Raw genomic sequence first — 22,886 nt, forward strand, 5'->3', positions numbered from 1 at the left:
TACTGTGTATATAGTATATCTACACTTTTAGTTGAAAAAGAGCCAAGTTCCCTCTAGAGAGAACTTGGCTGGCAGTATAAAAAGCTTAGAAAAAGGAAAAGTATTAATAAGGTATAAAGTCCTTACTTAGCTTACTAAGAATCTTCTTCGTAGGGGAAGATAACATGACGATTAGAATAATAAATATCAATCCCCAAATAACCCAAGTATAGTAGTCTTGTGAAGCTCTAGTTATAATCTGTGTATTGATATGATTATTGTAAATTTTAGTGGCTAGCTGAGCTCCTGTGGTGTAATCTTTTCCATCTAGTGTGACATGGTGTTGTATGTTTTTAAGTGTTTCATTGTTTAATGGATTGGTGGATGCTATATATTCAGATGCTCTATTATAGTGTATACTTTTATTAAATAATTGAAAGTAATTGGTAATTCCTATAGTTACAGAAAAGCTTAAAAACCTAAAGCTAATTCCTAAGAATGAAACAGCATTAGATATAGCTGGTGGTATAGAAGTAGCTGCATATATTATTAAGGGAATGTGTAAAGCTGCAATGGCAAATCCTTGAATAAAAAAGGGTATGATAAAGCTTTCTTTAGTACCTGTATTAGAGAATAAAAAATAGACTTGGATATGATAGATTAACAAAGTTCCAAAACCAAGTAATACAATGTATTTAATCGCAACATCACTTAATAATAATCTGGACACAATTAGCAACCCGGCTATAGTTCCTAAGGTATTACTGACATAAATACTAGTCAGATGAATAGAAGATACGCCTAATGTCTGTAAATAGGAGTAAGCAAAACCTGTCGTTCCTTTAAAAAAGTAATAGATCATAATCAAGAGAATACCTAAACAAAAATCTTTATACCTAAAAACAGTTAGATTAATAAAAGGTCTTTTAAGACTGAGTTGTCTCAAGATGAATAAGATTAACCCTACAACTGTTGTACTAGTTAACAGTCTGATTCTACTGTGTTCTAAATAATTTAATTGTTGTCCATATACAAATATATAGCCGATAGAACAGATAATAATCGTAAAGTAAATATAACTAATCCAATCTACTTGATATAGAGGGAGTTTTTCTCTAATGTGTACATTATTAGTAATAGTGAGTAATAGAACAGCTCCCGGTACCTGCAAGATAATCAGTAAGTAAAACATAATATTAAATGAATAGTACTGAAGTATGTAGCTACATACTATTCCACATATCGGAACAGAAACTAATAAAGTACCATAGAATATAGTGTATCCTATCACACGTGCTCTAGCAGAATTAAGTCTTGGAAAAATAAGATTAAGACAGATGCTACAGAATAAAGCACATACAGCTCCTTGTATAAAACGACAAATAAAGAAGATAGTCAAGTCTCTAGTCATAGCACAGATAATATAAGTGATCGTATTAAAGACAATACCTAGTAAGAGGTATTGTCTTAAGGAAAAATACTTGACTAATCGATCATCTAGTGGTAAAAAACAAACTAAAGCGCCATACATTAATATTACTGAATACTGGACGTCAGAAGCTTCGATACCATAATAACTCATCGTCTCTAGCGTATTGCTATAATAAAAAGCAAATACTGCTAAAGCAGGAAAGAGTATTAAGAAAATAGTGATACGAATAAGGTAATCTGGTACCCACTCTTTAAAAGTTGGTAGTTTTATGTTTCTCATGGTTTATCGATATATACATTGGCATTCATTCCTGCAGATAAATTACTAATCTTAGCCACATTGTCTTTTAGTTTTATTCTTACAGGGATGCGTTGAATTATTTTGACAAAGTTCCCCGTAGCGTTATCAGGAGGTAGTAAGGAATATCTAGATCCAGTAGCTGGAGAGATAGATTCTATCTCTCCTATAAATTCCATATCGGGAAAAGCGTCTATTGTTATTTTAGCAGATTGCCCTATTTTAAACTTGCCAATTTGTGTTTCTTTAAAATTCGCTATGATCCATTTACCTCTTTCTTCATTGACGATATAAGAGATTGTTTGACCAGATTGGATTAATTGTCCTTCTTGTATAATCTTCTTGCCTATTCGACCAGTATAAGGTGCTGTGATAACAGTATAGCCTAGGTTGAGGTTGCTTTTATCTAAAGTAGCTTCACTCAACTTTATATTAGATATAGCAGCTATTTTCTGAGCTTTTACATCTTCTATTTTAGACAATGCAGCTTGATAAGCTTGTTTAGCAGCTTGGTATTCTGATACTGCTATATCTAGAGCCGTTTTGATATTGTCAAATTGCTGTTGAGTAGTTGATTCTTCTTCGAGTAGATTTTTAAATCGTTTAAACTCTTGTTGTTGTCTAGTGAGCTTTGCTTTAGCTACTTCTATCTGAACTTTTGTTACTTGTGCATTAGTATGTAGTGTATTGATGTTTGCATCTAGTATGTCGATTTGAGATTGCGCACTTTGTAGAGAGGCTTTAGCTTCTTGTTGAACAGCTTTATAATCTCTGTTGTCAATTGTGATTAGTGTATCTCCAGCTTTTACTAATTGATTTTCTTCAAAGTGTATTGTTTTGATATAACCACCTACTTTGCTATTTATAGGGTTTACATATTGCTCTACTTGAGCATCATTAGTTGATTCATATCTTAAAAATTCTATTCCCAAAATCATCCCATAGACTGCTAACCCAGCGATGGCTACTAACGCTATTATTTGAGTTATTTTAAGAATGATACGGTCTGTTTTTGTTATTTTATTATTTGTACTCATAGTTGTTTTTACTTATAAATTACCGATTACCTTTTGTATTTGATAATATTCTATTTTAGCATTTATCTCTGCTGTAGTGAGGTCGAATTGAGCTTGTAATAGTTGTGTTTCTGCATCTAATAAGTCTGTCAATAAAGACTGTTGATTAAAGTAACTATTTCTGATAATGCGCAATGTTTCTGTAGTTTGCTTGATGTTCTTTTCAGCAACAGAAATTCTTTGTAACGTTTCTGTATATTTTACATAAGAAGCTCTAAGCTCATTTTTTAACTGATCTACTTTTTGTTCTCTTTCTACTTTTTGTTTTGAGATAAAGGACTGCTGGCTTATTTTCTGATGCTTGGTGTGATATAAGTTAGAGATAGGAATATTTAGTTTAAGACCTACCTGTCCCATACCGTATAAGGCATCAGCATAAGGATATGCTTTACTCTGTGGATAGTTAAAACTGTAATCAGCGAATAGACTTACTTTAGGAAGTAGTTTCGCTTGGAGCTGTTTTAAATCCAATTCACTTCGTTGAATGTCATTATCTGCTATTTGCAGTTCATAAGCGTTATGCAATGCTTTTTCTAAATAAGATTCATAAGATGATTCTAAGTTAATTTCTTCCTTTAAATCCTTATACAATGGTGTTAGAGGGGCTAGTTCATCACGCCCCATTAGCAAATTAAGTTGCTGTTGGATAATCAGAATGTTGTTTTCTATTTCTGTCAATAGCATTTCATGGTTAGATAAGGTCACCTCAGAACGCAACACATCACTTTTAAGAATAGTACCATTCTTATATAGACTGTTAATCTCAGCAAGTTGTTTGTTGTCTTGTTTTATCTCTTTTTCGACAAGATCTTTATAATGTGTATGGCGTATTAGCGTATAAAAGAGTTTCGTACTTTCTAGTTTGATTTCAGCTAACGAAAGTTGGAGTAGTGAATGGATAGAGGCTAGAGTTACTTCTTGTATTTTAATCTCTCTGTTTTTGCTCAGTCCATTGTACAGTATTACATCTGTCGCTAACATTGAACTATAGTTGGTTGAGTTGATCCTAACTGTTGTAGGCTTGTTTAGAAAACCGTCTTCATATAAGGGCATATCCGATAGTCTACTATAACTACCTTGTAAGTTTATAGTAGGAAGTTGACTCGCTTTTGTATTTTTAATACTTTCTTGTTGCGCTTTCTCATTTAGCTGTATTGCTTTTGTTTTTTTATGATTCTCTTGCGTAAGTTCCCATATTCTGTCTAAATCAAAAGTGTTTTTATCATCCGTAATAGACTGGGGTAGTGCTTTTTGACCTATTATGAGCAAAAAGACTATTAGGTATAAAAAGTTGTTCTGTTTCATGTATTCTATTTATTTACTGCAAAACTAAATTAGAATGATTCTAAGTGTTTTATATAACTAGCCAATATTTTACTTATTTTAGCCATTATGGAAATGTTATTACAAACAGAAAAGGAAATAGATCAATACAAGGACAGTATCTATATTATGCGAGAGCAATTAGAACACAGGTTTCCTCCTCATAAGCACAATAAGAGTCAGATACTTCTAGTATCTGGTGGGATTGCTTATCTAAAGACAAAAGAAAGAGAGTATTATATACCAGCTCAGCATTATGTATGGATACCTAAAGGGATGATACACAATGTCAAGTCTAATACTACGGATGTAGTAATTCTAAATATCTACTTCTATGAAGAAGATACTGATGTAGAGCATCGCTTTATGGAGCGTTTAGGTATTTACCCAGTGAGTAATTTGATGTATGAGATGTTAATCTATGCTAGGCAGTGGAAGGGAATTATCCTACCTGATACTTGGGCTTATGAGTTTCTATCTACGATGAAGCACTACATTATGCAGCATCCAGGTAAATCATTTTCTATTCAATTGCCTACAACAGAAGAGCCTAAAATGTTGTTGATCACAGAGTATATACAGAAGAATTTAGGAGAAGCATTAACTCTAAATGGAATGGCTGAGGTATTTGGCTATAGTGTGAGGACGTTGACGAGATTATTTAAAACTCATTTAGATATTTCGTTTTTGCAATATTTAAAGATGGTAAGAATGATTAAAGCAATGGAACTTTTGATGAGTACAGATAAGAATGTGAGTGAAGTAGCCTTCGATGTTGGATATTCTAGCATTGCTGCTTTTAGTAATACTTTTCAGCAATTGTTTAATGTCAGACCAAGTGATTTCCAGATTTCAATGCACAATATAAAGTAGAAATAAACGCTTATAGTTTATAGCTATAAGCGTTTTGTTATTTTAAGCGTTTTGTTTTGTATCTGAGATGATCAGTTCTCGTAATAATACACTCTGAGGTAAGTCGTAAGCAAATTTGATAGTACGTGCTACATCAATAGCTTGAATACGGTTTGCTCCAGATGATTTCATCCACTCTTTATAGCCCTCTTTAATATCTTCACTGGTTGTGTGGCTTAAGAGCTCTGTTGCTACTGCTCCAGGCTCAACAGAAATAATACGCACATTATAAGGACTGAGTTCTAGACGAGCAGTTTGTGTTACTCCTCTTACAGCATATTTACTAGCACAGTAGGCAGCGTGATTATGAAAGGGTAATACACCAGCTATTGAGGATACATTGATAATAGTCCCTGTTTGTCTATCCTTCATATCTCCCATTACAGCTTGCATACCGTTCATGACACCTAATACATTGATATCAAGCATTTGTTTCCATTCTTGAGGATCCTGAGTAGCTAAATCACCTAATAGCATTACACCTGCGTTATTAATTAATAAGTCAGTCTTGCCATATATTGCTTCAGCTTCACGGATTGCCTTTTCGAAAGCATCTTTATCAGATACATCTACACTTTTGCATAGTGTATTTGGTAGATTTAGAGCCTCCATCTTTTCCAATCTTCTTGCTAATAGCAATAGAGGATGTCCACTTTGAGCAAATTCTTTTGCTAGTTCCATACCAAATCCTGAGCTAGCACCTGTGATTACTACTAATTTCTTTTCCATTGTCTATGAATTGTTTTTATGCAATTTACTGACAAAATTGGTTTTTACCTTTAATGTAGTAGCTTTTTTTTTGATATATTTATCTAGTTATAAGGTGTGTACGATGTAGTATGAAAGGACTTATTCTTTAAAACGATTATTGTGTTTAGCTATACAAATCTTATTAAAAATATTTTAGAAAGATTGTGCTTTATCAAGTTTACTAAAGAGGTTTTATAATACCTTCGTATAAAGGAGTTAAACTTATAGAGATGAGATTTATAAACGCAATAGAATTACCACCATTCAATTATGCTAAAAGCGACTATCAGAGTCCTATAGGTAGTACTACAGAGTGCCCAAAAGAGTGGAAAGCTTACTGGCACAGAAGTTTGTCAGATAGTAGTCTAGGGCATTTAGTAGTCATAAAAGAAGGTTCTTTTTTAGTGGATGTAAACTCTATGGATGAAGATGCTCTATCTGTAGTTATAGAGAAGGAATTAGAGGAGATAGAGCTAGAAGAATATGAGGATCAAATCGCTAAATTAGTAGGTGGTATCGTTGTTATAGAGGGAGAGGTAATTCTTTAAGAACCAATGTGCTGTTGTGATATGGATAGTTGTAGAGATTGGTTAGCAATAGTTGACAGTGAAGAGGATACTTGGATACAGTTATGGATAGGGCATCCGTGGGTGTTTTATAGGAGAAGAGACGGAAAGGTAGAGTTCTCAGATTATACAAACGATATGCTTGAAGACGATGAGATAAGAGTAAAATGGAGTATTATAGAAGAGGACTTAGTAAAAGAGTTAGAACAATTAGATCTAGAATTAGCTATCTTTAAACAGAAGGTAAATAATGTATTAATCAAAAAGGGATTTACAGAGGCAGACAATATGGCTACCCTAATGGTAGGAGTATAATAAAGATAAAAATACATGATACAGAAGAGATGAAAGAGATTTTTGAAACCTTTAGTCCTAAGAGTGCTTTAGTAAAGAAGTATGTGGACTATTACTATTTAGATATAAAGCCGAATAATGAGGTGAGAGAGTATCAATGCTTTCCTCATTATAACAATACGATTTCTATCTATGCGTCTCATCAATTAGCTAGTGATGGTTCGATGGCGTTTAATGAAGGAGCAGATGATTATCAGATATTCACTCCTATTAGAGAAGATATACTTCATGTGAAGCAGGTGGGGAGAGTACACAGAGTCGTTATTGTCTTTCACCCATTGGGGATACAGCAGTTTTATCGCCATTTAAGTTTTGTCAATCTGATTACTGATTATAAGTTTATGGAAATAGGCGAATTAGCAGAAGTCTTTGCTACTACTGATGTAGATATTATAACCACATTGCTAGATACAGCGCTAGAGAAGAGATATAAGCCATTCTCAAATATCCTTCTAGAACAAACAATAGCTTATATCTTTCATGAACAGGATAACTTCTCTGTACAAGAGTTAGCAGATAGACTAGGAGTTAGCAGACAACATCTAAATAGAGTTTTTAAGGCCAATATGGGAGTGTCTTTAAAGAGGTTTTATGATATCTATTTGTTTAGAAGAACGGTGAACCAGAAACTCTATACCTCTCCTGAAGAGAAGTTGACTGATATTGCTTATCGTTTTAACTTTAATGATCAGTCTCATTTGATTAAAACTTATAAAGCGATGACAAATAATTCTCCTAAAAACTTCTTTGAGAAAGGAACTAAACTAGGAAGCAAAGATACTTTTTGGCATCTAGAGAAATAGATGTTCCATTTGTACAATTTTAGTATTGTAGTGTTGTTTACTTTCGCTTTATTAATAATTAGAATTATGAAGGGATATCATGTACTACTAACATTTATGTTTAGTATAGTGTCTTTTGGACAGAATACTTACTCTAAGTTGATCAATCAAGCAGATTATTTGTTAGAAGAGCACAAGGATGAACAAAGTAAAAGACAAGCTTTTTCTCTTTATGAAAAGGCGTTTAAGTCATTTCCAGACAGTATAACAGCAGCTGATTTATCAGAAATATCAATCATTGCCTCAGAGTTAAAAGAAGCAGATAAAGCCTTTGCTTATCTAGATCGGTTGATAAAGATAGAACGGGCACAATACGGCTTCCCTGGTTGGCAAAATGTAACAAACAAAAGTGCTTTAGAGGAATACAAGAACTTATTAGATGATCCTAGATGGGCTTCTATGATGAGTGAAGCATATGCGTTAAAAGCTAAGTTTGATGTAAATCTAAAAAAGGCAGAGGAAGAATTCTATAAGGTGAAATCTACTAAAGAGTTAGCCTCTACTAATGGAAAGAAATTATATGAAGAAATCAAAGCGCACAATCCTTATCTGCCTAAAGCAAAACAAGATTATTCTATCAACTTTGCTATAAATGATACAGTGAAGACTTCTTTCTTTATTCATTTGCCTAAGAACTATTCTCCAGAGAAGGAATATCCAGTGTTATTCTTTTTGCATGGAGCAGTTAGATACAATAATCTTCAAGAGTTTCAGACTAAAGAACTTAGTTTAGGAGGATGGAATAGATACTATACGAAATATGGAGATTTAGATGAGGTAATATTAATATTCCCAAGTGGAGGTAAGAAGTATAATTGGATGACATCTAATGATGGCTTCTTTATGATACCTGCTATGCTGAGAGAAGTTAAGAAGGCTATTAATGTAGATGATAATAAGGTATTTATCGCAGGGCATTCTAATGGAGCGACGGGTTCATTCTCTTATCTGATGAAAGACTCTTCTCCCTTTGCAGGATTCTATGGGTTTAATACTCAACCTAAGGTATTCACAGGAGGAACTTTTATAGAGAATATAAAGAATCGTTCTTTTATCAACTTCTCTACAGATGAGGACTATTATTATCCACCTAACGCAAATGATTCTTTTACAGCGATGATGAATGAGTTAAAGGCTGACTATAAAGAGTATCGATATAACGGTTTTCCACATTGGTTCCCTGAGTTTGATGAATCAGAACCAGCTTATGAGATATTGTTTAAAGATCTTAAGGAGAGACAGCGCAAGAGTTTTACTAAAGAGCTGACATGGGAGTTTGATGACAATGCTTATGGAGGTGTAGATTGGTTGACTAATATCAAATTAGATACACTAGGCCAGAAAGCAGATTGGCATAAAGAACGAAACTTTAAAATTACCAAATGGCTAGAGTATAATAAAGCTGAAAACCTACAAATGATAGAGGTAGATAAGAATGCCTTCGATATGTTACGTTTATCAGGTAAGACTGTAGCCCGTTATAAAGACAATGAATTTAGAATAGAAACATCTCGTGTTAAATCCTTCTCTATTGCTATTTCTCCTGAAATGGTAGACCTGAAGAACAAGGTTAAAGTATATGTCAATGGTAAGTTGTGCTATGATGAGAAAGTAGATTACGATACTACATTTATATTAGATAATTTTGACAAGACTAGAGATAGAAAGACGATTTGGATTAATAAGATTGATATCACAGTAGAATAAGACAAGAGAGCTAGTATAAATACTAGCTTTTTTGGGTTTAATAGGTAGAAACGATGGAGAGAATGTATCAAGATGATGAATTTGTTTGTGTAGAGTTAAATGGCTTGAGGATAGAGCGCGTGATAACGTGTATGAGTGATGAACGTGATAATGTGATTGTACTTTACTTAAAAGTAGAAGCTTTAGGTTGGTTTGACTTTTTTATTGACGTGGGTATTGCAGTGATGGAGAAGATAAAAGAAATAGAAGAGGATGATAGTTATATGTACTTAGATAAATCTCAAGAATTAGAGGCCATAGGAGTGAAGATAAAAGGTATTTATTGCCAGTCTATTAAAAGTAGTTGTCGTCTGACCATAGCATTAGAGAATAATACTAATCTAATTTTACAATCAAAGGATATGAGTGATTATGAAAGTGATGTAGAGTTGTTGCTTTTAGATCTTGGGTAAAAGAGGGGCGGCTATCTAATCGGTGGATTAAGATATATTATCATTTATACATACTTTTTTTGTAGTACTATTCCCATCTTTCAATTATTTATTTAAATTAGCTTTGACTTTTTAGGAATAAATCATCTCTAACTTTAACAAATAATCATTAGATGAAACAAAAGATTAAAAATTATAGTATTCACTTTATTAAAGAGATTATTCCTATCGTGGTGGGTATTCTTATTGCTCTTTTTATTGATAATTGGAACGCTCATAGAAAAGACCAGGCCTATATCAATCAAGTGTTTTCGACTGTTTACAGTGAGTTAAAAGAATCTAGAGAAGAAATAGAGTTTATTCTCCCTATACAGAAAGACTTAGTTAAAGCCTTAGAAAAGCACGCTGATAACGAAGAGAAAAGCCTACAACAGATAGTCATGGAGTCTAAGGGGATCTTCATTCCTCAGATTAAAACAACTGCGTGGCGTTCTATTGCAGCGACTAAGATTGATCTAATTGCTTATGATAAGGTAGCTGCTATGACTAATATTGAAGACTTAAAACAAATGTTAAGTAATAAGAGTGCTTTTCTAATGAATCTTTTGTATTCTAATATGGATAAGACGGATAAGAGCATCAAACAGACATTTAAGATGGTCGTATTAGATATTATTCAGACAGAAAATACGCTAGAACAGCGTATAGAGCTGATGGAGAAAGAAGGGGATAAGAAGTGATAACTGTGATGTTTTAATCTAATGTATAACCTAGTGAATTAACTGTTTATGAAGTATGTTTTTTTTATAACTTCATTAAAGATAATCTGATAAGTAAGAACCTTATTCTTGATTTAAGAAATAATAGTGGAGGAGGATACAAGAGCTCTGCACAGTTTTATAACCTGTTTAAGAAGTTTAAAGGAAATATATGTACTTGTAAATTTTAATACCATTAGTAATGCAGAGCAATTCACATTAAAATTGAAGAAATTAAATAATGTGATGGTATTAGGTGATAATACCAGAGGGACGATTACTTATGGTAGAAATTATGCTGTAGATAAGGTAAGTCCATCTGCTCTTTTTAGAATACATTTTACGGATCTAAATACACATTGGCGCGAGTATTTACCCTATGAGGGAAAAGGAGTGATACCTGATTTCTATTTATCATCTACTGAAGACTGGATAGAACAGGTAGTCAGAAAGTATTGTGAGTAACAGTAATGTAAATAGTAGAATGTATAGATAGTGTTCCTACTATTTACAGTAACGATCTTAATGCGATATTAGTAAAAGTCAACTTCTATCCAGTCTTTTTGGTTAGTTAGAATATCTTGAGAATCTACTATTTCATTATTTTTGATCAGCTTTACAGAGATAGTTTGAGGTCGAGTATGCAGTTTAATGATATAAAAACCTTTATCATTAATAGCTATCTTCTCTTTATTATTAATGAGAATATGAGTCGTCTTAGTATCAAAAGAGTTTTTGATATGCCCAAATAAAACAAATTCTTCTTCTGTCATATACTGTGGGCTATACTCATTAGTGTAGTTCTCTAGCATATATTGTTTACTAGATTCTAATCCCAGCTGAATGGTATTCTTTTCAGCATCAATATCGATAGGATAAGGAAGAGTATCTTGTGTATCTGACCAATACTTTATTTGAAAACCAAAGGTCTGAGCTTTATTGTTTCGGACATTTAACCTATCTGTAAACCAAGCGTATTCTTGATTTGTAATAATTTGCTTGGTAAAGAGATCTGATATAAATTTTTTGTATTTCTTCTGTATTTCCCCACCAGCGTGTTGTATGATATAATATAGGTTAGACAGAGATTCATTGTTTAGGCTGATCTGTTTATCTAAATATGAATCTAGAAGAGGTAAGGCTAATTGTTGATTTTCAATATCAATTTTAGACATTGCTATATAACAGTCAGAAAGCTCTTTTTGATCACTATTAGGATTAGAGCTGAGTGTTTCACAACGTTTACGGATGTCTTGTTCTTTCTGGAATAGCTCAGGTATAAGTATGTTAGGATCCTTGTCTTTCAATTTTTGTGAGAATAGCGTACCCAAAGAAAGTATGCAACTAGCTAATAGAATATGTTTTAAAGTGTTCATTGTGTTTTGATGATGTTGTTTATGGTGTAATTAAGGATGTTTTTTGATCAGACCAATATAAATAGCGTTTATTTATTCTTCTACGCTGTATTTATAAAGTTTAGAATTGATTTGTATCATAATAATGTAATAATAGAGAAAAAAGACCACATGACAATAAGTAAGATGTTGAAATTAATGTGATTACTTAAAAATAGCTCAGTTTTTGCCTATTTACCTTTGTTAGTATTTCATCTTAGATCCTTTTTTATTATTAGCATAATTATAGCGCTAGATAGGATGTGGACAGCCTCAGTTAATCTAAATTTTAAATAGGAGAACAGTCCCTGATCAATAGAAGAAGCATTCATCGACTAACGTATCTTCAACTCCACTATTTACGGGGTATTCTCCACCAATTGTCGAGTAATTTAAGATGAACGCACGCTATTACTGGGATCGTAAGGACTATAGAAAACCGATTAAAATAATAATAATATAAAAATCAGCGAGTTATGTTTTTTGGTTATTAAAAAAAGTACAAGCATTTTTTAGTTTAAAGTCCCTAAACAGACTAGATACGGAGTCTTTTTCTAAAAATAGTAGAACTAAATAGTAAAATAGGGGTAGTTTAGGCTGGATAAAATGAAATTTTTTCATTGTTGTCCGATAAAAATATGTAACCCAAGATTTGTCAATATAGCATAAAAAAAGAAGCCAGCATGCTGGCTTCTTTTTTTACAACATATTTTTACCGGACAACAATGATAACAAATGTACTAAATAGTTTTTTCATAATAAAGAATCTCAAAATAGATTCTATTTGTCACTAAAAGAAAAACTCAATCTACTTTATAAAGTAAAACGCCGAACTGTTAATCTGGAATTTTGGTTTTATATTCCTTTCTCTTTAATATCCAATAATTCCCATTGCATTTTCTCACAGGAGTACCTATAATCATAAGTTGAATAATCACTGCTACTTATAGTAATATTATTGCCTTTTTTAGAAACAAATACACTTGCTATCGTAATCGACAAAGTATTATATTTTAGAACAATAGGAAGTAATCTAAAAGATTTTATCCCTTGTTTTAATTCAGATTTACGGTACATACTCTTATCAAAAAAAGTAACTTCACAGTTATCAATGACTATTTTTGCAAATTGAAAATCTGAAGGAACATTCTCTTTTAAGAAAATAGCTTGTTCTAAATGTTTTTCTAATATATGTTTTTCTATACTTTTATTAAGCAATTCATTTAATTGATTAACTGATTGACCATAACAATTTGTAATAGAGATTAGTATTACGGATAATATACTGATTTTAAGCTTCATTTTTTTATTTTTTAGGTGTAACAAAACGATTTTGTGGGATGATAGCTACAACACCTGATTTATTATATACTCAAGTTTCGCACTGATTTCCTTTCACGTATTAGTCTGATATTTAAAGTTGTAATTATTGGACAAAAGTCCCAAAGATTCGATATTATCAATTATTCTAGTTATAATATCATGAATATCAATAGACTCTACCAATTTTTCCAAAACATCAAGTATTAAGGCTACTACAGCTAATAATCTAACGTTCAATTTGTTTTCAATGTAATCCTGTTTGAGGTCTTTAAATAGACCTCAAATAGTTTCATAAGCTTCCATTCTATAACGGATACTTATGAGCAAATACTGTACAAATACAATAGTTGTTTGGGCTATCTGAACATCAAAGTTTGTGGATTGAGCTTTACCAAGTCCAAAAAGCTGTTTAGTTTCTTTGAAGAATACTTCTATTGACCATCGGATGCTGTATATTTCTATTACTTTGACGAATCTTAATGATGTATCCGTAGTTATTAATGTATGCCATTTACCATTAACACCTCGTTTTGAAATAAATATTGTAACATCAAGTCCGTCAATAGTAGTTGTATAAGAGTGATAATAATAGTTGAATTTACGGCATCTTTTAGGTTTTTTATCTTGCTTTTTAAGCTGTGAAATCGTTTTTATCTTCGACTGAACTTCAATCTTACTATTGTATTTATACATACCAATAATATGAGTTTTCCCACAGATACTACGTAGTTTTTTGAGTAGACTTATACTTGTAAACCATGTATCTATCAAAATATAATCTACTGGTATTTTGCGCTTTATCACTCTTGAAAACATTTGTACTAATACATCTGTCTTCTTTTTGTTGAGTTCTAAATATCTTTTTGCAGCAACGGTTTTCGAGCATCGAGGCGTCTTTTTTTGAGCTTGACGTTGTTTTGCAGTTAAACCATATTTCAGTTTTGACTTTTTGCTTTCACGGTGTAAACTAAAATCTACTGGAATAAATACGCTACCATTCTAATATCCTGCTACTAAAATCTTATATCCCAAGTAGAAACTCTTTGATACATGATTGTATATTTTTGAAACACCTTCAATTGTTTTACCTGTTTTAGCAAGGTCAGAATCATCAAAAATCAAGCATTTTGTAGCACCTTTTTCAGGTGTAAAAAGCTCTTCTTTAAGTAAATATTGCATGACAAACTGAAATAAGAATGACCTCCAGTCAATGTTTTGATTCGATAATAGACGGTAGTAAGAATCTTTACCACAGTTATTTATAGCAGTGTCTTTATCCTTAGATAAAGAAAATACAGAACTAATACCTATAATGGGAAGTATTAAAAGTATGGATATTAAATCCCTAAATGTATACCCCGATTTTTTACACCAATCAAACTGTTTTGTGATCTTATTAAAGCCTAATATGTTTAAATGGGAATTTAAATATTCAGTACTCAACCAAACCTTTTTAAATTTCGCTTTTATTTCTTGAACTTTAGTAATATCTTCGTAGTGTAGCATGTTTTGTACTTTGTGTGTCGTAACTTAAAGATACAATAAAACCAAGGGATTACCTTGGTTTACATGCTATTTTTTCACTTCTATAAGCCCCAGTTTTGGGTGCGAAACTTCAGTTATATATATAAACCGTTCCATTACCACGAGAGAAAACATATTCATTTCCTGAAGCTTCCTTAACGTCGTGTGTTGATGGTGCTCTTTGCCATTGATAAGTAGTTATACTTCCTCCTATGGTTGTTCCATGTCCACTTCCTACCCCTTCAATTATCTGTCCGCTTGGATGACTATGAAAAGTAATATCTCCGTTTCTTATTGTAGGATAAGTAATAAACACATTCAAATCAGTTTTAGGATTGCCTACTGGACCTATTAGAGACTCTATCACTTTTCCATTTCTAAGAACTCCTCCATATTCTCTATTATTAGCATCAGAAGTCCCCTCCTTTCCATTATCTTGATTAACTATGTTAACCATATCTTGGCGAACACTTTGGTCACCAACAATTTCTACACTATTATTGTATGCTATTGAATCATTTTGGAATGCCCCTGTATTTCCTGAATTTTTCTTAATAAAATTTGTTGTTGCTTTTGCATCATTTTTTGATATACCAGCAGATGCGACACCGCTTTCAAAACTTTTTGAGTTGTTTTTACAACATAAACTTTGTCATCTTCTATACCATCATTACCCAAATATTTTCTATTTTTATCAAGAAAATCTCCATCTAACATCCCTGTCGGGTCTATTCTATTGATAGGATTATTACTTACAAAATGGTATGGTTTTTATTCGATTGAACTTCCCCCAACGGGTCCACATTCATCCATCTACCAATAGCTGCATCATAGTTACGAGCACCATAATCGTAATAGTTAAGACCTAACTCTTCCTGTTTCTCCTTGCCATTGTATTGATATTTATAATCTTTCATTAAAGCATCATTCTTCTGATTATAGCCCTTATGTGCTAATCCAAAAGGATAATAGTTCGTCTCTTCTATAATCTCATTTGCTTCAATTGTGTTGTTTTTACTCTTATCACTATAAGACAGTCTTACATTGCCCAGATGATCTTTAAATTGATATACATAAGCATTAGTTTCAGCATTAAAAAAACCTTCTGCTGTAGGTAAGAAACTAAGTTTTCCTTTTACATACTGAAACCCTCCTAGATAATTTGTTATGGTAACTACACCTTTCTCTGTTACTTTCTTCTGTATTTTCTCTCCACTAGCTGTATAAAGATACTCTATTTTATCAGTTCCAAAGTTAATCTCAACAGGTAAATTTAAGTGATTATACTTAATTTTAGTTATTTTTTTGTGTTTATCACTAGTGAGATTACCAAACTCATCATAGATGTAATCAGCACCTGCAGTATTTACTTGTTTAAAACCTTCTTGATTTTCTGTGGCATCTCTTACAGTAGATAAAACCTATTACTCCCTGATTCATAACCATAAGTAAGCTTATCAATTACAGTTGTTACTCCCCCTATTGAAGCTCCGTTTCTATCAAGTTTTAAAATATTTCCATTTTTGTCATAGGCTAGTTTTTCATCATATAAATTAGCTGTTGAAGCTGAATTTAAATCAGGAGATTTAAAAGAACCTAACACTAATCTATTAGCACCATCATATACATAGCCATAACTGCGCTTTTTATTATCTATACCACTAACCCAAATCTGTTCTGAGATATTACCATTATACATTGCTTTTACACCACTAATACTTTGCTCTGGCTTATTGTAGTTTAATTTAAGGGCAAATAATGAGCGTTTACCATTGTTTAATTGTCCTAAGTTATTTGTATTGTTAACCTCTGTAAGCCATCCTCTGATATTATATTTATACTGTAATTCTTGTAAGAATGTATTAGTAGTTGTCGCACTACCAGAGCGCTTTCCACCAATGCGTTTTTTCTCTAAAGTCCCTAGTTCATCATATACGTTTTCAAAAAGTACAACCTCTGCTAAATTATTAACCTTATGAGTTTGATGTAACAATCTTTCTGCGTGATCATAAACAAAGTTTTCTTCAACAATACTTTGCACTGCAACGTTATCTCTTTTGTGTTTAGTGGTTACTTTTAAAGGAAAACCTGTAAAAGTATACTTTGTATCTACTTGTGTATATCCTTGTAAATAATTCTTAGTATAACTTCTAAGAGCACGACTGTTATAATCATACAACATAAAAGTAATATTTGCTTTATTCTCACTAGAAGTAGTTAATACTCTTGTCCAATTTCCTGTGAGTAATCCTTTTGCATTTTGTATAACTGTTTGACCTTCTATTGCTGTAAAGTTAGTTGCTGCTCCAGGATAGGTATAATCGTCATAATAGTTAACACTTAGTACAGTAAGATTATCTTTTGGAAAAACAGTATTAGTGTAAGTTACAGGTGCTCCTCCGATGTTTGTTGATGAAGCTCTTTTCTCAAAAGATGTAGCACTAGCATTTACATTATCCTGAAAAGTCTTACGCGTAGTTTCACTAACTGCTAATCCATTGTAAAACCCACTGTAAATCACTCTAGAATGAGCATCATACTTAGTTACCATCCATCCTTTAGCCTCAGTACCAAAAGGATTATATACAGGTCCTATAGCTACTAGTCTATCTGATTTGTCATAGACCATGTATTCCCAAGTCTTACCTGGTAGTTTTTTAGCAACTAGTCGGTTTTTGGTATCGTATTTATATTGATAACCTAGCTTGTCTACATTAGCCAGGGTAACATCACCATTTAATAGTGGAGAAGTTACTATAGATAGATTTCCATATTGATCATAGATATAATAAGTATCTAATGTTTCTCCTGTACCTGTAATCACTCCAGAGCCTCTTAAAGGGTTATTAGGCAACTGTTCTACTTCTTTTGTGGTATTATCTATCTGGTTATCTACATTTTTTTCTAGATTTTCTACAATCTTGTCAAAATTATCAATGACATCCTGTACTGACTTTCCTTTAAGTTCATCTCCAATTATATTACTTACACTAGGCATAGGACTTGACATAGGTGCATTAGAGGCTACACTAAAGAGTTTTGTAAGTCCTTGAGTATTATTGTAGACTCTTTTTAAAACTACTTTTCCTTCTTGATCTTTAAACTCTTCTGTTACATTACCATTTTCATTAGATACAGAGCTCACATAAAGAGAGTTTGCTGGGTAAAATCCATTACCAACATTGCTTGCTGTAGTATAATCATAAAATCCTTTACTTGCGTTTAATACAGCATTTACACGTCTGTATTTGACCTCATTTGCGTATTGAATCGATAGGTAAAATCAACTGTATGATCTCCACTGATTTTCCAATCCTCTCCAGGAGAACCTGTTTTTAATACTCTTTTAAGTGGTGAATTCTCATATAGGGTCTCACTGTAAGGATTTAGAGTATTTTCATACTTAGGAGTTTTATAATAGTTAAGTATTTCTGTTTTTATAGATTCACTATATAGTGCTGGAGAGTTACTTGGTTCATTAGTTCCAGGATTTGTCGGATTTGTTGGATTTGTTGGATCTGTTATTATAGGAGGCAAAATAGAAGGATTATAAAACCCTAGTACAACTTCAGAAGGATTAGATATAATATAAGACTCTTCTTTTCCCAATTCTTTGAAAGATTTATTTAGATCATTGTTTAAAACTTTTCCAAAGGCTAAAGGAGAATACTCCCTAAATTTTAATCCTAAGTTATCTTTTACAATATTATAGTGTTTTTTAAAAGAAATAATTTGATTTATATCTTCTTCCAATATCAATCCTCTTAAACTCACATGATTTAAATCTATAAAGGTTATATATTCAACACTTTGTGTTTTTTTAATACTATAATCAGCGCTCTCTAACACCCCTTTTCCAAGGTTAGCATTCTCTATTTTTGCATTAATTACGGTGTAAGTATTAAGATACTTCGATTTTTTTAATTCTTTCTCAGATACTTTCGAAACAGTAAGTCCTTTTTTATTCATTCTATAACCTATTTTATTAATGTGGTTAAGAGTAAGATTGAACCAAAAATTAGCAGGAGTATAGCATAGAGATAAACGGGTGGATTGTTTTTTCGTTTTCTTGCTTTTTCCATTTTAGCTAAGGCTTTAAAATAGGATTCAGACAATTCGCCTTGCGTATCTAAAGCCTTCATCTGATCCATAAAGTGTAGTACGAAACTAAAATACACCTCTGCTTCTTGTTTTCCTTCTTCATTGTTTTTGGATAGTAGATCATAAGTTATTAAAATATTATTTTTCAAACGAATCCTTAGTCCCGGAGCAGGATTATCCCAATTCAACCAAGTGAACTTCAAGTCTATCCAATAGGAGTGAATTTTTGCATAGGGAATATCTCCAAATACTTTGGATTGTATTCCTGATGGAGTAAGGCTTACGGTTTCGCGTCCTTGGCGTGTAGATTGAATAATCTTAAAAACACAATACCCACAAATCATTACTATCAAAAGGATAATAAAAAAAGTAGCTAACTCAATATAATTAGAGTTTTTAATCAAGAAAAAACTTTCAATAAGGAGTAGGGATATAAGCAGTGCAAATCCACCTATAATAGTACCAAGTAGTCTGTAAATGTATTTGACTTTGATCAATCTAAATTTAAAACTTGCTTTTTCCATCTGTTTTTAATTTTTCATAGTTCTATTTCCATGTATTTCTGTACTATTTGCTTCGTATAGGATCCAGGAATCGGAAGTTCTGTTACAGCCAATTTTATTGGATAGTTTCCAATCTGTATTATCATTTGTGGTCTATCTAATTTGATGATTCCTTTGTATTTAACTTTCAATCCTACCTCAAAAACAAAGGCAAAAGTAATTGTTCCGGATACCGTTACCTGTTTTTGTGTTCCCTGCATTAATTCCTGCTTTTGTTCCGAGAGCTGGATATAACGCACTCCATAACACAGCAGAGAGTGAGGGAGTCTAGTGATTTCTACTTCAGCATTTGTCAATATAGCTGAATTGATTATCCTATATCCTCCAGAAATGAGATAACTAAAATCAACGGAAACTTCCTCACCATTATCAAACTTGAAACTGAATCCTTGCCTGCGTCCACCTACTCCGACCAGCTGCCCTCGGATCACTTCTTTTTTAGAGTGTATTTTATCTTTTTCAAACAATATTGCTTTCTTGCGATATGCCAAGAACATCCATCGAAAAGCAAATATCGTAATCCATACCGTGAAGATAGCAAGCGTGCCAAAAATTAATACTACTAATCCTAAATCAATGATCTCCGCATCTTTTATGCTGTAACGATTTGACCGTAATTCATCATAAACCAAACGAATAAGGAGGTAGCTTAAGTAAGTTAAACAACCAGTAAGTATCAGACCTACCCACTTATTTGCTTGCGCAGAACGATAACGCATGATTAAGTCTTTTCTTTCTTTTTTGCTAAGTGTTTGTTTGTTTCTAATCATTTTTTATCTATTTTCAACTCAAATGTAAACTCACAGTCTCTGCCTTCAGGATGAACTATCCGAATGTATTTCTTTTGAGATTCTTCATCCACCTCAAAATAAACTATACTGTTTTTAGCTATAGATTGTCCATTAAGTTTTGTGTTCTCGGCAATATGTGCCTGAATTGGCTTTCCCTCTTTGCTGAGAACAATTTCTCCACACACGGGCAACTCTGCTATATATTGGACATCCAGCAGATGACCTCTTATAGTTTCTTCCCTTAGATACACACTCCAATCTTTATCAAAAACAAACCCAAAAAAATCTGTAGATTCTGAAAGTGTTACCCACCTAATATCGTCTAAAGTAGCGTGTTCTTTTTTCTTAACATCAAATCTATTGCGCCATCTTATGCGTGTCCCTTTGGGTAAAGAAAGCCTAGGAAAGTCTAAATCTGTATCCAACACCGTGTTTTGTGTACGCTCTAGCTTACGATCATTGAGTTCCGCCCGCCATTTATAAAACACCTGATTGTCTAAATAAACGTAAGCACCATATATTCCTAGTATCAGGATTAATCCACCTATAAAGATCAGGAAGCCACTTCCTATCTTACCGCCTAAAGAAGTAGTGACTATAAACCACCTTTTAGCTAAGAATAGTAACAGCCCTCCTATTAAGAGGTAAACATACCAGAGCGTAATGGCAAAGTAATAGATCAAGTATAATATTCCTACCATAGTTTTCTTAATTCAGCTTATTCATTTTTTTTTAAATATTACAAATCCCTGTGAGGGGATGCTCTCAAAAAGCAGGATATAAGTTTGAGGAAGCACAACGTCTTTAATTCTATCAAATTTAATATCTTCATACAAAAACCAAGACTGCTCTTGATAGGGTACAGATATGCCTTCTGCTTGTGGGAAGTTTTGTGTGAAGTATCGACTGCTCCAATCTGCAGAAGAGGTTGTAAGTTTTTTGTCACTCTGTTTGTCAAACACATGGAATCTTACGGTTTGTATTTCGGAGTCATCTGTTTCAGGCTCTACAGTCAACTTGATATAATATTCTTCCAAAAAATCATCTAATATAAAGCTGGTTTGCGCTTTTGCCAACTTAAGCATACCTAATACGATAATTAAAGTAGTTAACCAATGGGAACCTATATATAGTGTTTGTTTTCTCATTCGAATACTTATTGATTTTTATGTGATGTCCCTTTAATACGTTTTCTTATTTCTATTGCCTCTTGCAATTCTTTTATTGAAGAATCTGTGATTTCCTCTGGGGGAGTTTCAATTGGATCCCCATTTCCGTTATGCTTATACAGATGAAATGAAAAAGTAATATCTTGATCATTATTTAAAAATTCGACAATAGTTTTTGAGGCTATTTGAAAACTTTCTAGATCCATTCCTTCACTTTCCATAGCTATAAGATACCATTTCGGTTGAGAAGCTTGTAGCTGTTTAGAATAGCTGCGATTGTTAAACATGGGTGCATGTCGATACAGCTGCTTTTTAAGTTCTGCTTCGGATTCGAAAATAAAATGTCCAACAAATTGTAAACCTAAGTTTGAGGCAGTCTCTTTTTCCTCGCTATTGTCCAATAGAAACTTGATAGATTTAGGTTCTTTTGGCTTTCCTATTCCAGAGCTTTTAAGTTGTTTCCAAACTCCATTTTCATTTTCTAGAGACAGATAGAAGTTTCTCTCTTTCGGATGAGTCAAAAAGTTCAGGATCTGCGTATCTGTATTCAGTGCGTTCAACTGATCTAGATCCTCAATTTTTGTACTCTTGATATAGGGAACTAAGTGAAGCTTGGCTAAGCTATCGTTGGTGTACATATATATTGCGCCCTCCTCCGCAATTGCATTTCTTAACAATACGGGATACTGGTCCATACGTTGCTGAGAATATGTCATCATATCTCTCATAGGTTTTGTCTTGTAATATTCGATTATTTTACCGCCAAAAAATCGAGCAAACAAGACAAAACCAATAATAAAGCTGAAAGGGATCACAATATTCTTTCGTAGTTTTTTCTTCCGAGCTTTAGCAATTGCCCGAATTGCTGTCTCATATTCGTTTTCCTGCGGTGAAAGAGAAGGAGAGGAGATTGTCTTTTTTGAAGAAAAACTAGTTTCTTTATTCAAATTCTGTTTATAAACCTCCCAATACCTAGTGAAATCAGATAAGAATTTTAAGTACTCTTCCAGTTCGGTGTTGTTTTGGTCAGGCTTGGGGTGAAACCGAATGACTTTTTCGTTCTGTAATTTTATTTTTAGAGTTGGAGAAGCCATATTCCAATTTATCCATGGTAAGCTTTGCCTTATGCTGTAGCTATTGATGTCCTCAAATCGGATAATACCGAAGTATTGGGAATTGAAACGATTTGTTCTTAGAATTATCTTTTCAGGTTCTGCATATTTTGCACGAACTTTGCGCCATTTCCAAACACTGTAAATTATATTGCCTGTCATTGACATTAGTACAAAGCCTATTAAGTATAAGATGTAAATAGATTGACCTTGATACTTCAGTAAAAAGATGACAGGGACAACAATCATCAGTAACAAACCTCCAAACAGACTCAGCAAAAAAAAGTAGGTTGGTTGAAGTTGTGTGATATAGAAGCGATATGTTTTTAAGTTTTGCATCCCTTGACTTAGTCGTTTGTTCATACCTCAACTACCATTGTGATGATGTGGTATTAACTAATTAATATGAGCAAAAATATGTTAATAAATAGATATTCTTATCATATGAAGCGTCTACAAAGTATCTACATATAAGTTTAATT

Annotated in this window: 23 protein-coding genes and 2 pseudogenes; 8 read left to right on the forward strand and 17 right to left on the reverse strand. The window is 32.7% G+C overall.

Annotation, left to right across the window (positions count from 1 at the left end):
- Positions 1-103: 103 nt before the first annotated feature.
- From HX049_RS14520 to HX049_RS14530, 3 genes are read right to left on the reverse strand one after another with little or no spacing between them, the layout of a single operon-like run.
- Positions 104-1,690: an MFS transporter gene (locus HX049_RS14520; protein ID WP_286416734.1), complete on the reverse strand. Its 1,587-nt coding sequence runs from the start codon at positions 1,688-1,690 to the stop codon at positions 104-106.
- Positions 1,687-2,745, reverse strand: a complete 1,059-nt coding sequence (locus tag HX049_RS14525) for an HlyD family secretion protein (protein ID WP_286416735.1) — start codon at positions 2,743-2,745, stop codon at positions 1,687-1,689. Before HX049_RS14525 ends, HX049_RS14520 begins: the two co-directional genes overlap by 4 nt.
- 12 nt (positions 2,746-2,757) lie before the next feature.
- Complete coding sequence (locus HX049_RS14530; RefSeq protein WP_286416736.1) at positions 2,758-4,089, reverse strand: TolC family protein; 1,332 nt, start codon at positions 4,087-4,089, stop codon at positions 2,758-2,760.
- Between the two features lie 87 nt (positions 4,090-4,176).
- On the opposite strand from HX049_RS14530, the gene HX049_RS14535 reads away from it, so the two are divergent.
- Positions 4,177-4,980 carry a helix-turn-helix transcriptional regulator gene (locus HX049_RS14535; protein WP_286416737.1) on the forward strand — a complete coding sequence of 268 codons (804 nt, stop codon included), beginning with the start codon at positions 4,177-4,179 and terminating at the stop codon, positions 4,978-4,980.
- A 42-nt stretch (positions 4,981-5,022) separates the two neighbouring features.
- On the opposite strand, the gene HX049_RS14540 is transcribed toward HX049_RS14535, so the two are convergent.
- A complete protein-coding gene (locus tag HX049_RS14540) occupies positions 5,023-5,748 on the reverse strand; it encodes an SDR family oxidoreductase (RefSeq protein WP_286416739.1) in 726 nt (241 codons plus the stop codon).
- Between the two features lie 251 nt (positions 5,749-5,999).
- Here HX049_RS14540 and HX049_RS14545 point away from each other — a divergent pair, with 251 nt between their 5' ends.
- From HX049_RS14545 to HX049_RS14575, 7 genes and pseudogenes are all read left to right on the forward strand, one after another.
- On the forward strand, positions 6,000-6,317 hold the full coding sequence (locus HX049_RS14545) for a hypothetical protein (protein WP_286416740.1): 318 nt from the start codon (positions 6,000-6,002) through the stop codon (positions 6,315-6,317).
- Between the two features lie 21 nt (positions 6,318-6,338).
- The gene (locus HX049_RS14550) at positions 6,339-6,650 is read left to right on the forward strand and encodes a hypothetical protein (RefSeq protein ID WP_286416741.1); all 312 of its coding nucleotides are present in this window, start codon (positions 6,339-6,341) and stop codon (positions 6,648-6,650) included.
- Between the two features lie 29 nt (positions 6,651-6,679).
- Positions 6,680-7,492, forward strand: coding sequence for a helix-turn-helix domain-containing protein (locus HX049_RS14555; RefSeq protein ID WP_286416742.1), 813 nt, complete (start codon positions 6,680-6,682; stop codon positions 7,490-7,492).
- 66 nt (positions 7,493-7,558) lie between these two features.
- Entirely contained in the window at positions 7,559-9,238 is a 1,680-nt protein-coding gene (locus tag HX049_RS14560; protein ID WP_286416743.1) for an alpha/beta hydrolase-fold protein, read from the forward strand.
- Between the two features lie 53 nt (positions 9,239-9,291).
- Positions 9,292-9,690, forward strand: coding sequence for a hypothetical protein (locus tag HX049_RS14565; protein WP_286416745.1), 399 nt, complete (start codon positions 9,292-9,294; stop codon positions 9,688-9,690).
- A 152-nt stretch (positions 9,691-9,842) separates the two neighbouring features.
- Positions 9,843-10,409: a hypothetical protein gene (locus HX049_RS14570; protein WP_286416746.1), complete on the forward strand. Its 567-nt coding sequence runs from the start codon at positions 9,843-9,845 to the stop codon at positions 10,407-10,409.
- Between the two features lie 104 nt (positions 10,410-10,513).
- Positions 10,514-10,892, forward strand: a pseudogene (locus tag HX049_RS14575) (S41 family peptidase).
- A 68-nt stretch (positions 10,893-10,960) separates the two neighbouring features.
- Here the strand turns inward: HX049_RS14575 and HX049_RS14580 are convergent.
- The 13 genes and pseudogenes from HX049_RS14580 to HX049_RS14640 all read right to left on the reverse strand — a co-directional run bounded on the left by HX049_RS14580 (position 10,961) and on the right by HX049_RS14640 (position 22,743).
- Positions 10,961-11,803, reverse strand: a complete 843-nt coding sequence (locus HX049_RS14580; RefSeq protein ID WP_286416747.1) for a hypothetical protein — start codon at positions 11,801-11,803, stop codon at positions 10,961-10,963.
- 873 nt (positions 11,804-12,676) lie between these two features.
- Positions 12,677-13,123, reverse strand: coding sequence for a hypothetical protein (locus tag HX049_RS14585; RefSeq protein ID WP_286416748.1), 447 nt, complete (start codon positions 13,121-13,123; stop codon positions 12,677-12,679).
- A gap of 93 nt (positions 13,124-13,216) precedes the next feature.
- Positions 13,217-14,650 (reverse strand): annotated as a pseudogene (locus HX049_RS14590) (IS4 family transposase).
- A gap of 109 nt (positions 14,651-14,759) precedes the next feature.
- Positions 14,760-15,125, reverse strand: coding sequence for a hypothetical protein (locus HX049_RS14595; RefSeq protein ID WP_286416749.1), 366 nt, complete (start codon positions 15,123-15,125; stop codon positions 14,760-14,762).
- A gap of 50 nt (positions 15,126-15,175) precedes the next feature.
- Complete coding sequence (locus HX049_RS14600; RefSeq protein WP_286416751.1) at positions 15,176-15,385, reverse strand: hypothetical protein; 210 nt, start codon at positions 15,383-15,385, stop codon at positions 15,176-15,178.
- Positions 15,386-15,420: 35 nt separating this feature from the next.
- Entirely contained in the window at positions 15,421-16,014 is a 594-nt protein-coding gene (locus HX049_RS18515) for an RHS repeat domain-containing protein (RefSeq protein ID WP_435793529.1), read from the reverse strand.
- A 59-nt stretch (positions 16,015-16,073) separates the two neighbouring features.
- Positions 16,074-17,813, reverse strand: coding sequence for a hypothetical protein (locus HX049_RS14610; protein WP_286416755.1), 1,740 nt, complete (start codon positions 17,811-17,813; stop codon positions 16,074-16,076).
- 89 nt (positions 17,814-17,902) lie between these two features.
- On the reverse strand, positions 17,903-18,637 hold the full coding sequence (locus tag HX049_RS14615; protein ID WP_286416758.1) for a DUF6443 domain-containing protein: 735 nt from the start codon (positions 18,635-18,637) through the stop codon (positions 17,903-17,905).
- An 8-nt stretch (positions 18,638-18,645) separates the two neighbouring features.
- Complete coding sequence (locus HX049_RS14620; RefSeq protein WP_286416760.1) at positions 18,646-19,293, reverse strand: hypothetical protein; 648 nt, start codon at positions 19,291-19,293, stop codon at positions 18,646-18,648.
- 14 nt (positions 19,294-19,307) lie between these two features.
- On the reverse strand, positions 19,308-20,102 hold the full coding sequence (locus HX049_RS14625; protein WP_286416762.1) for a hypothetical protein: 795 nt from the start codon (positions 20,100-20,102) through the stop codon (positions 19,308-19,310).
- Positions 20,099-20,824, reverse strand: coding sequence for a hypothetical protein (locus tag HX049_RS14630; protein WP_286416764.1), 726 nt, complete (start codon positions 20,822-20,824; stop codon positions 20,099-20,101). The genes HX049_RS14625 and HX049_RS14630 overlap by 4 nt, the downstream gene beginning before the upstream one ends.
- 21 nt (positions 20,825-20,845) lie before the next feature.
- Entirely contained in the window at positions 20,846-21,271 is a 426-nt protein-coding gene (locus HX049_RS14635) for a hypothetical protein (protein WP_286416766.1), read from the reverse strand.
- Positions 21,272-21,279: 8 nt separating this feature from the next.
- Entirely contained in the window at positions 21,280-22,743 is a 1,464-nt protein-coding gene (locus tag HX049_RS14640; protein ID WP_286416767.1) for a hypothetical protein, read from the reverse strand.
- Between the last annotated feature and the right edge of the window lie 143 nt (positions 22,744-22,886).

Source organism: Myroides odoratimimus (assembly GCF_030326305.1).
GTDB lineage: Bacteria > Bacteroidota > Bacteroidia > Flavobacteriales > Flavobacteriaceae > Flavobacterium > Flavobacterium odoratimimum_A.

Excerpts from the sequence above, each read along its gene's own strand:
- HX049_RS14520 (WP_286416734.1), bottom strand. The coding sequence starts at position 1,690 with ATGAGAAACATAAAACTACCAACTTTTAAAGAGTGGGTACCAGATTAC.
- HX049_RS14525 (WP_286416735.1), bottom strand. The coding sequence starts at position 2,745 with ATGAGTACAAATAATAAAATAACAAAAACAGACCGTATCATTCTTAAA.
- HX049_RS14530 (WP_286416736.1), bottom strand. The coding sequence starts at position 4,089 with ATGAAACAGAACAACTTTTTATACCTAATAGTCTTTTTGCTCATAATA.
- HX049_RS14535 (WP_286416737.1), top strand. The coding sequence starts at position 4,177 with ATGGAAATGTTATTACAAACAGAAAAGGAAATAGATCAATACAAGGAC.
- HX049_RS14540 (WP_286416739.1), bottom strand. The coding sequence starts at position 5,748 with ATGGAAAAGAAATTAGTAGTAATCACAGGTGCTAGCTCAGGATTTGGT.
- HX049_RS14545 (WP_286416740.1), top strand. The coding sequence starts at position 6,000 with ATGAGATTTATAAACGCAATAGAATTACCACCATTCAATTATGCTAAA.
- HX049_RS14550 (WP_286416741.1), top strand. The coding sequence starts at position 6,339 with ATGGATAGTTGTAGAGATTGGTTAGCAATAGTTGACAGTGAAGAGGAT.
- HX049_RS14555 (WP_286416742.1), top strand. The coding sequence starts at position 6,680 with ATGAAAGAGATTTTTGAAACCTTTAGTCCTAAGAGTGCTTTAGTAAAG.
- HX049_RS14560 (WP_286416743.1), top strand. The coding sequence starts at position 7,559 with ATGAAGGGATATCATGTACTACTAACATTTATGTTTAGTATAGTGTCT.
- HX049_RS14565 (WP_286416745.1), top strand. The coding sequence starts at position 9,292 with ATGGAGAGAATGTATCAAGATGATGAATTTGTTTGTGTAGAGTTAAAT.
- HX049_RS14570 (WP_286416746.1), top strand. The coding sequence starts at position 9,843 with ATGAAACAAAAGATTAAAAATTATAGTATTCACTTTATTAAAGAGATT.
- HX049_RS14580 (WP_286416747.1), bottom strand. The coding sequence starts at position 11,803 with ATGAACACTTTAAAACATATTCTATTAGCTAGTTGCATACTTTCTTTG.
- HX049_RS14585 (WP_286416748.1), bottom strand. The coding sequence starts at position 13,123 with ATGAAGCTTAAAATCAGTATATTATCCGTAATACTAATCTCTATTACA.
- HX049_RS14595 (WP_286416749.1), bottom strand. The coding sequence starts at position 15,125 with ATGGTTAACATAGTTAATCAAGATAATGGAAAGGAGGGGACTTCTGAT.
- HX049_RS14600 (WP_286416751.1), bottom strand. The coding sequence starts at position 15,385 with ATGTTAGATGGAGATTTTCTTGATAAAAATAGAAAATATTTGGGTAAT.
- HX049_RS14615 (WP_286416758.1), bottom strand. The coding sequence starts at position 18,637 with ATGAATAAAAAAGGACTTACTGTTTCGAAAGTATCTGAGAAAGAATTA.
- HX049_RS14620 (WP_286416760.1), bottom strand. The coding sequence starts at position 19,293 with ATGGAAAAAGCAAGTTTTAAATTTAGATTGATCAAAGTCAAATACATT.
- HX049_RS14625 (WP_286416762.1), bottom strand. The coding sequence starts at position 20,102 with ATGATTAGAAACAAACAAACACTTAGCAAAAAAGAAAGAAAAGACTTA.
- HX049_RS14630 (WP_286416764.1), bottom strand. The coding sequence starts at position 20,824 with ATGGTAGGAATATTATACTTGATCTATTACTTTGCCATTACGCTCTGG.
- HX049_RS14635 (WP_286416766.1), bottom strand. The coding sequence starts at position 21,271 with ATGAGAAAACAAACACTATATATAGGTTCCCATTGGTTAACTACTTTA.
- HX049_RS14640 (WP_286416767.1), bottom strand. The coding sequence starts at position 22,743 with ATGCAAAACTTAAAAACATATCGCTTCTATATCACACAACTTCAACCA.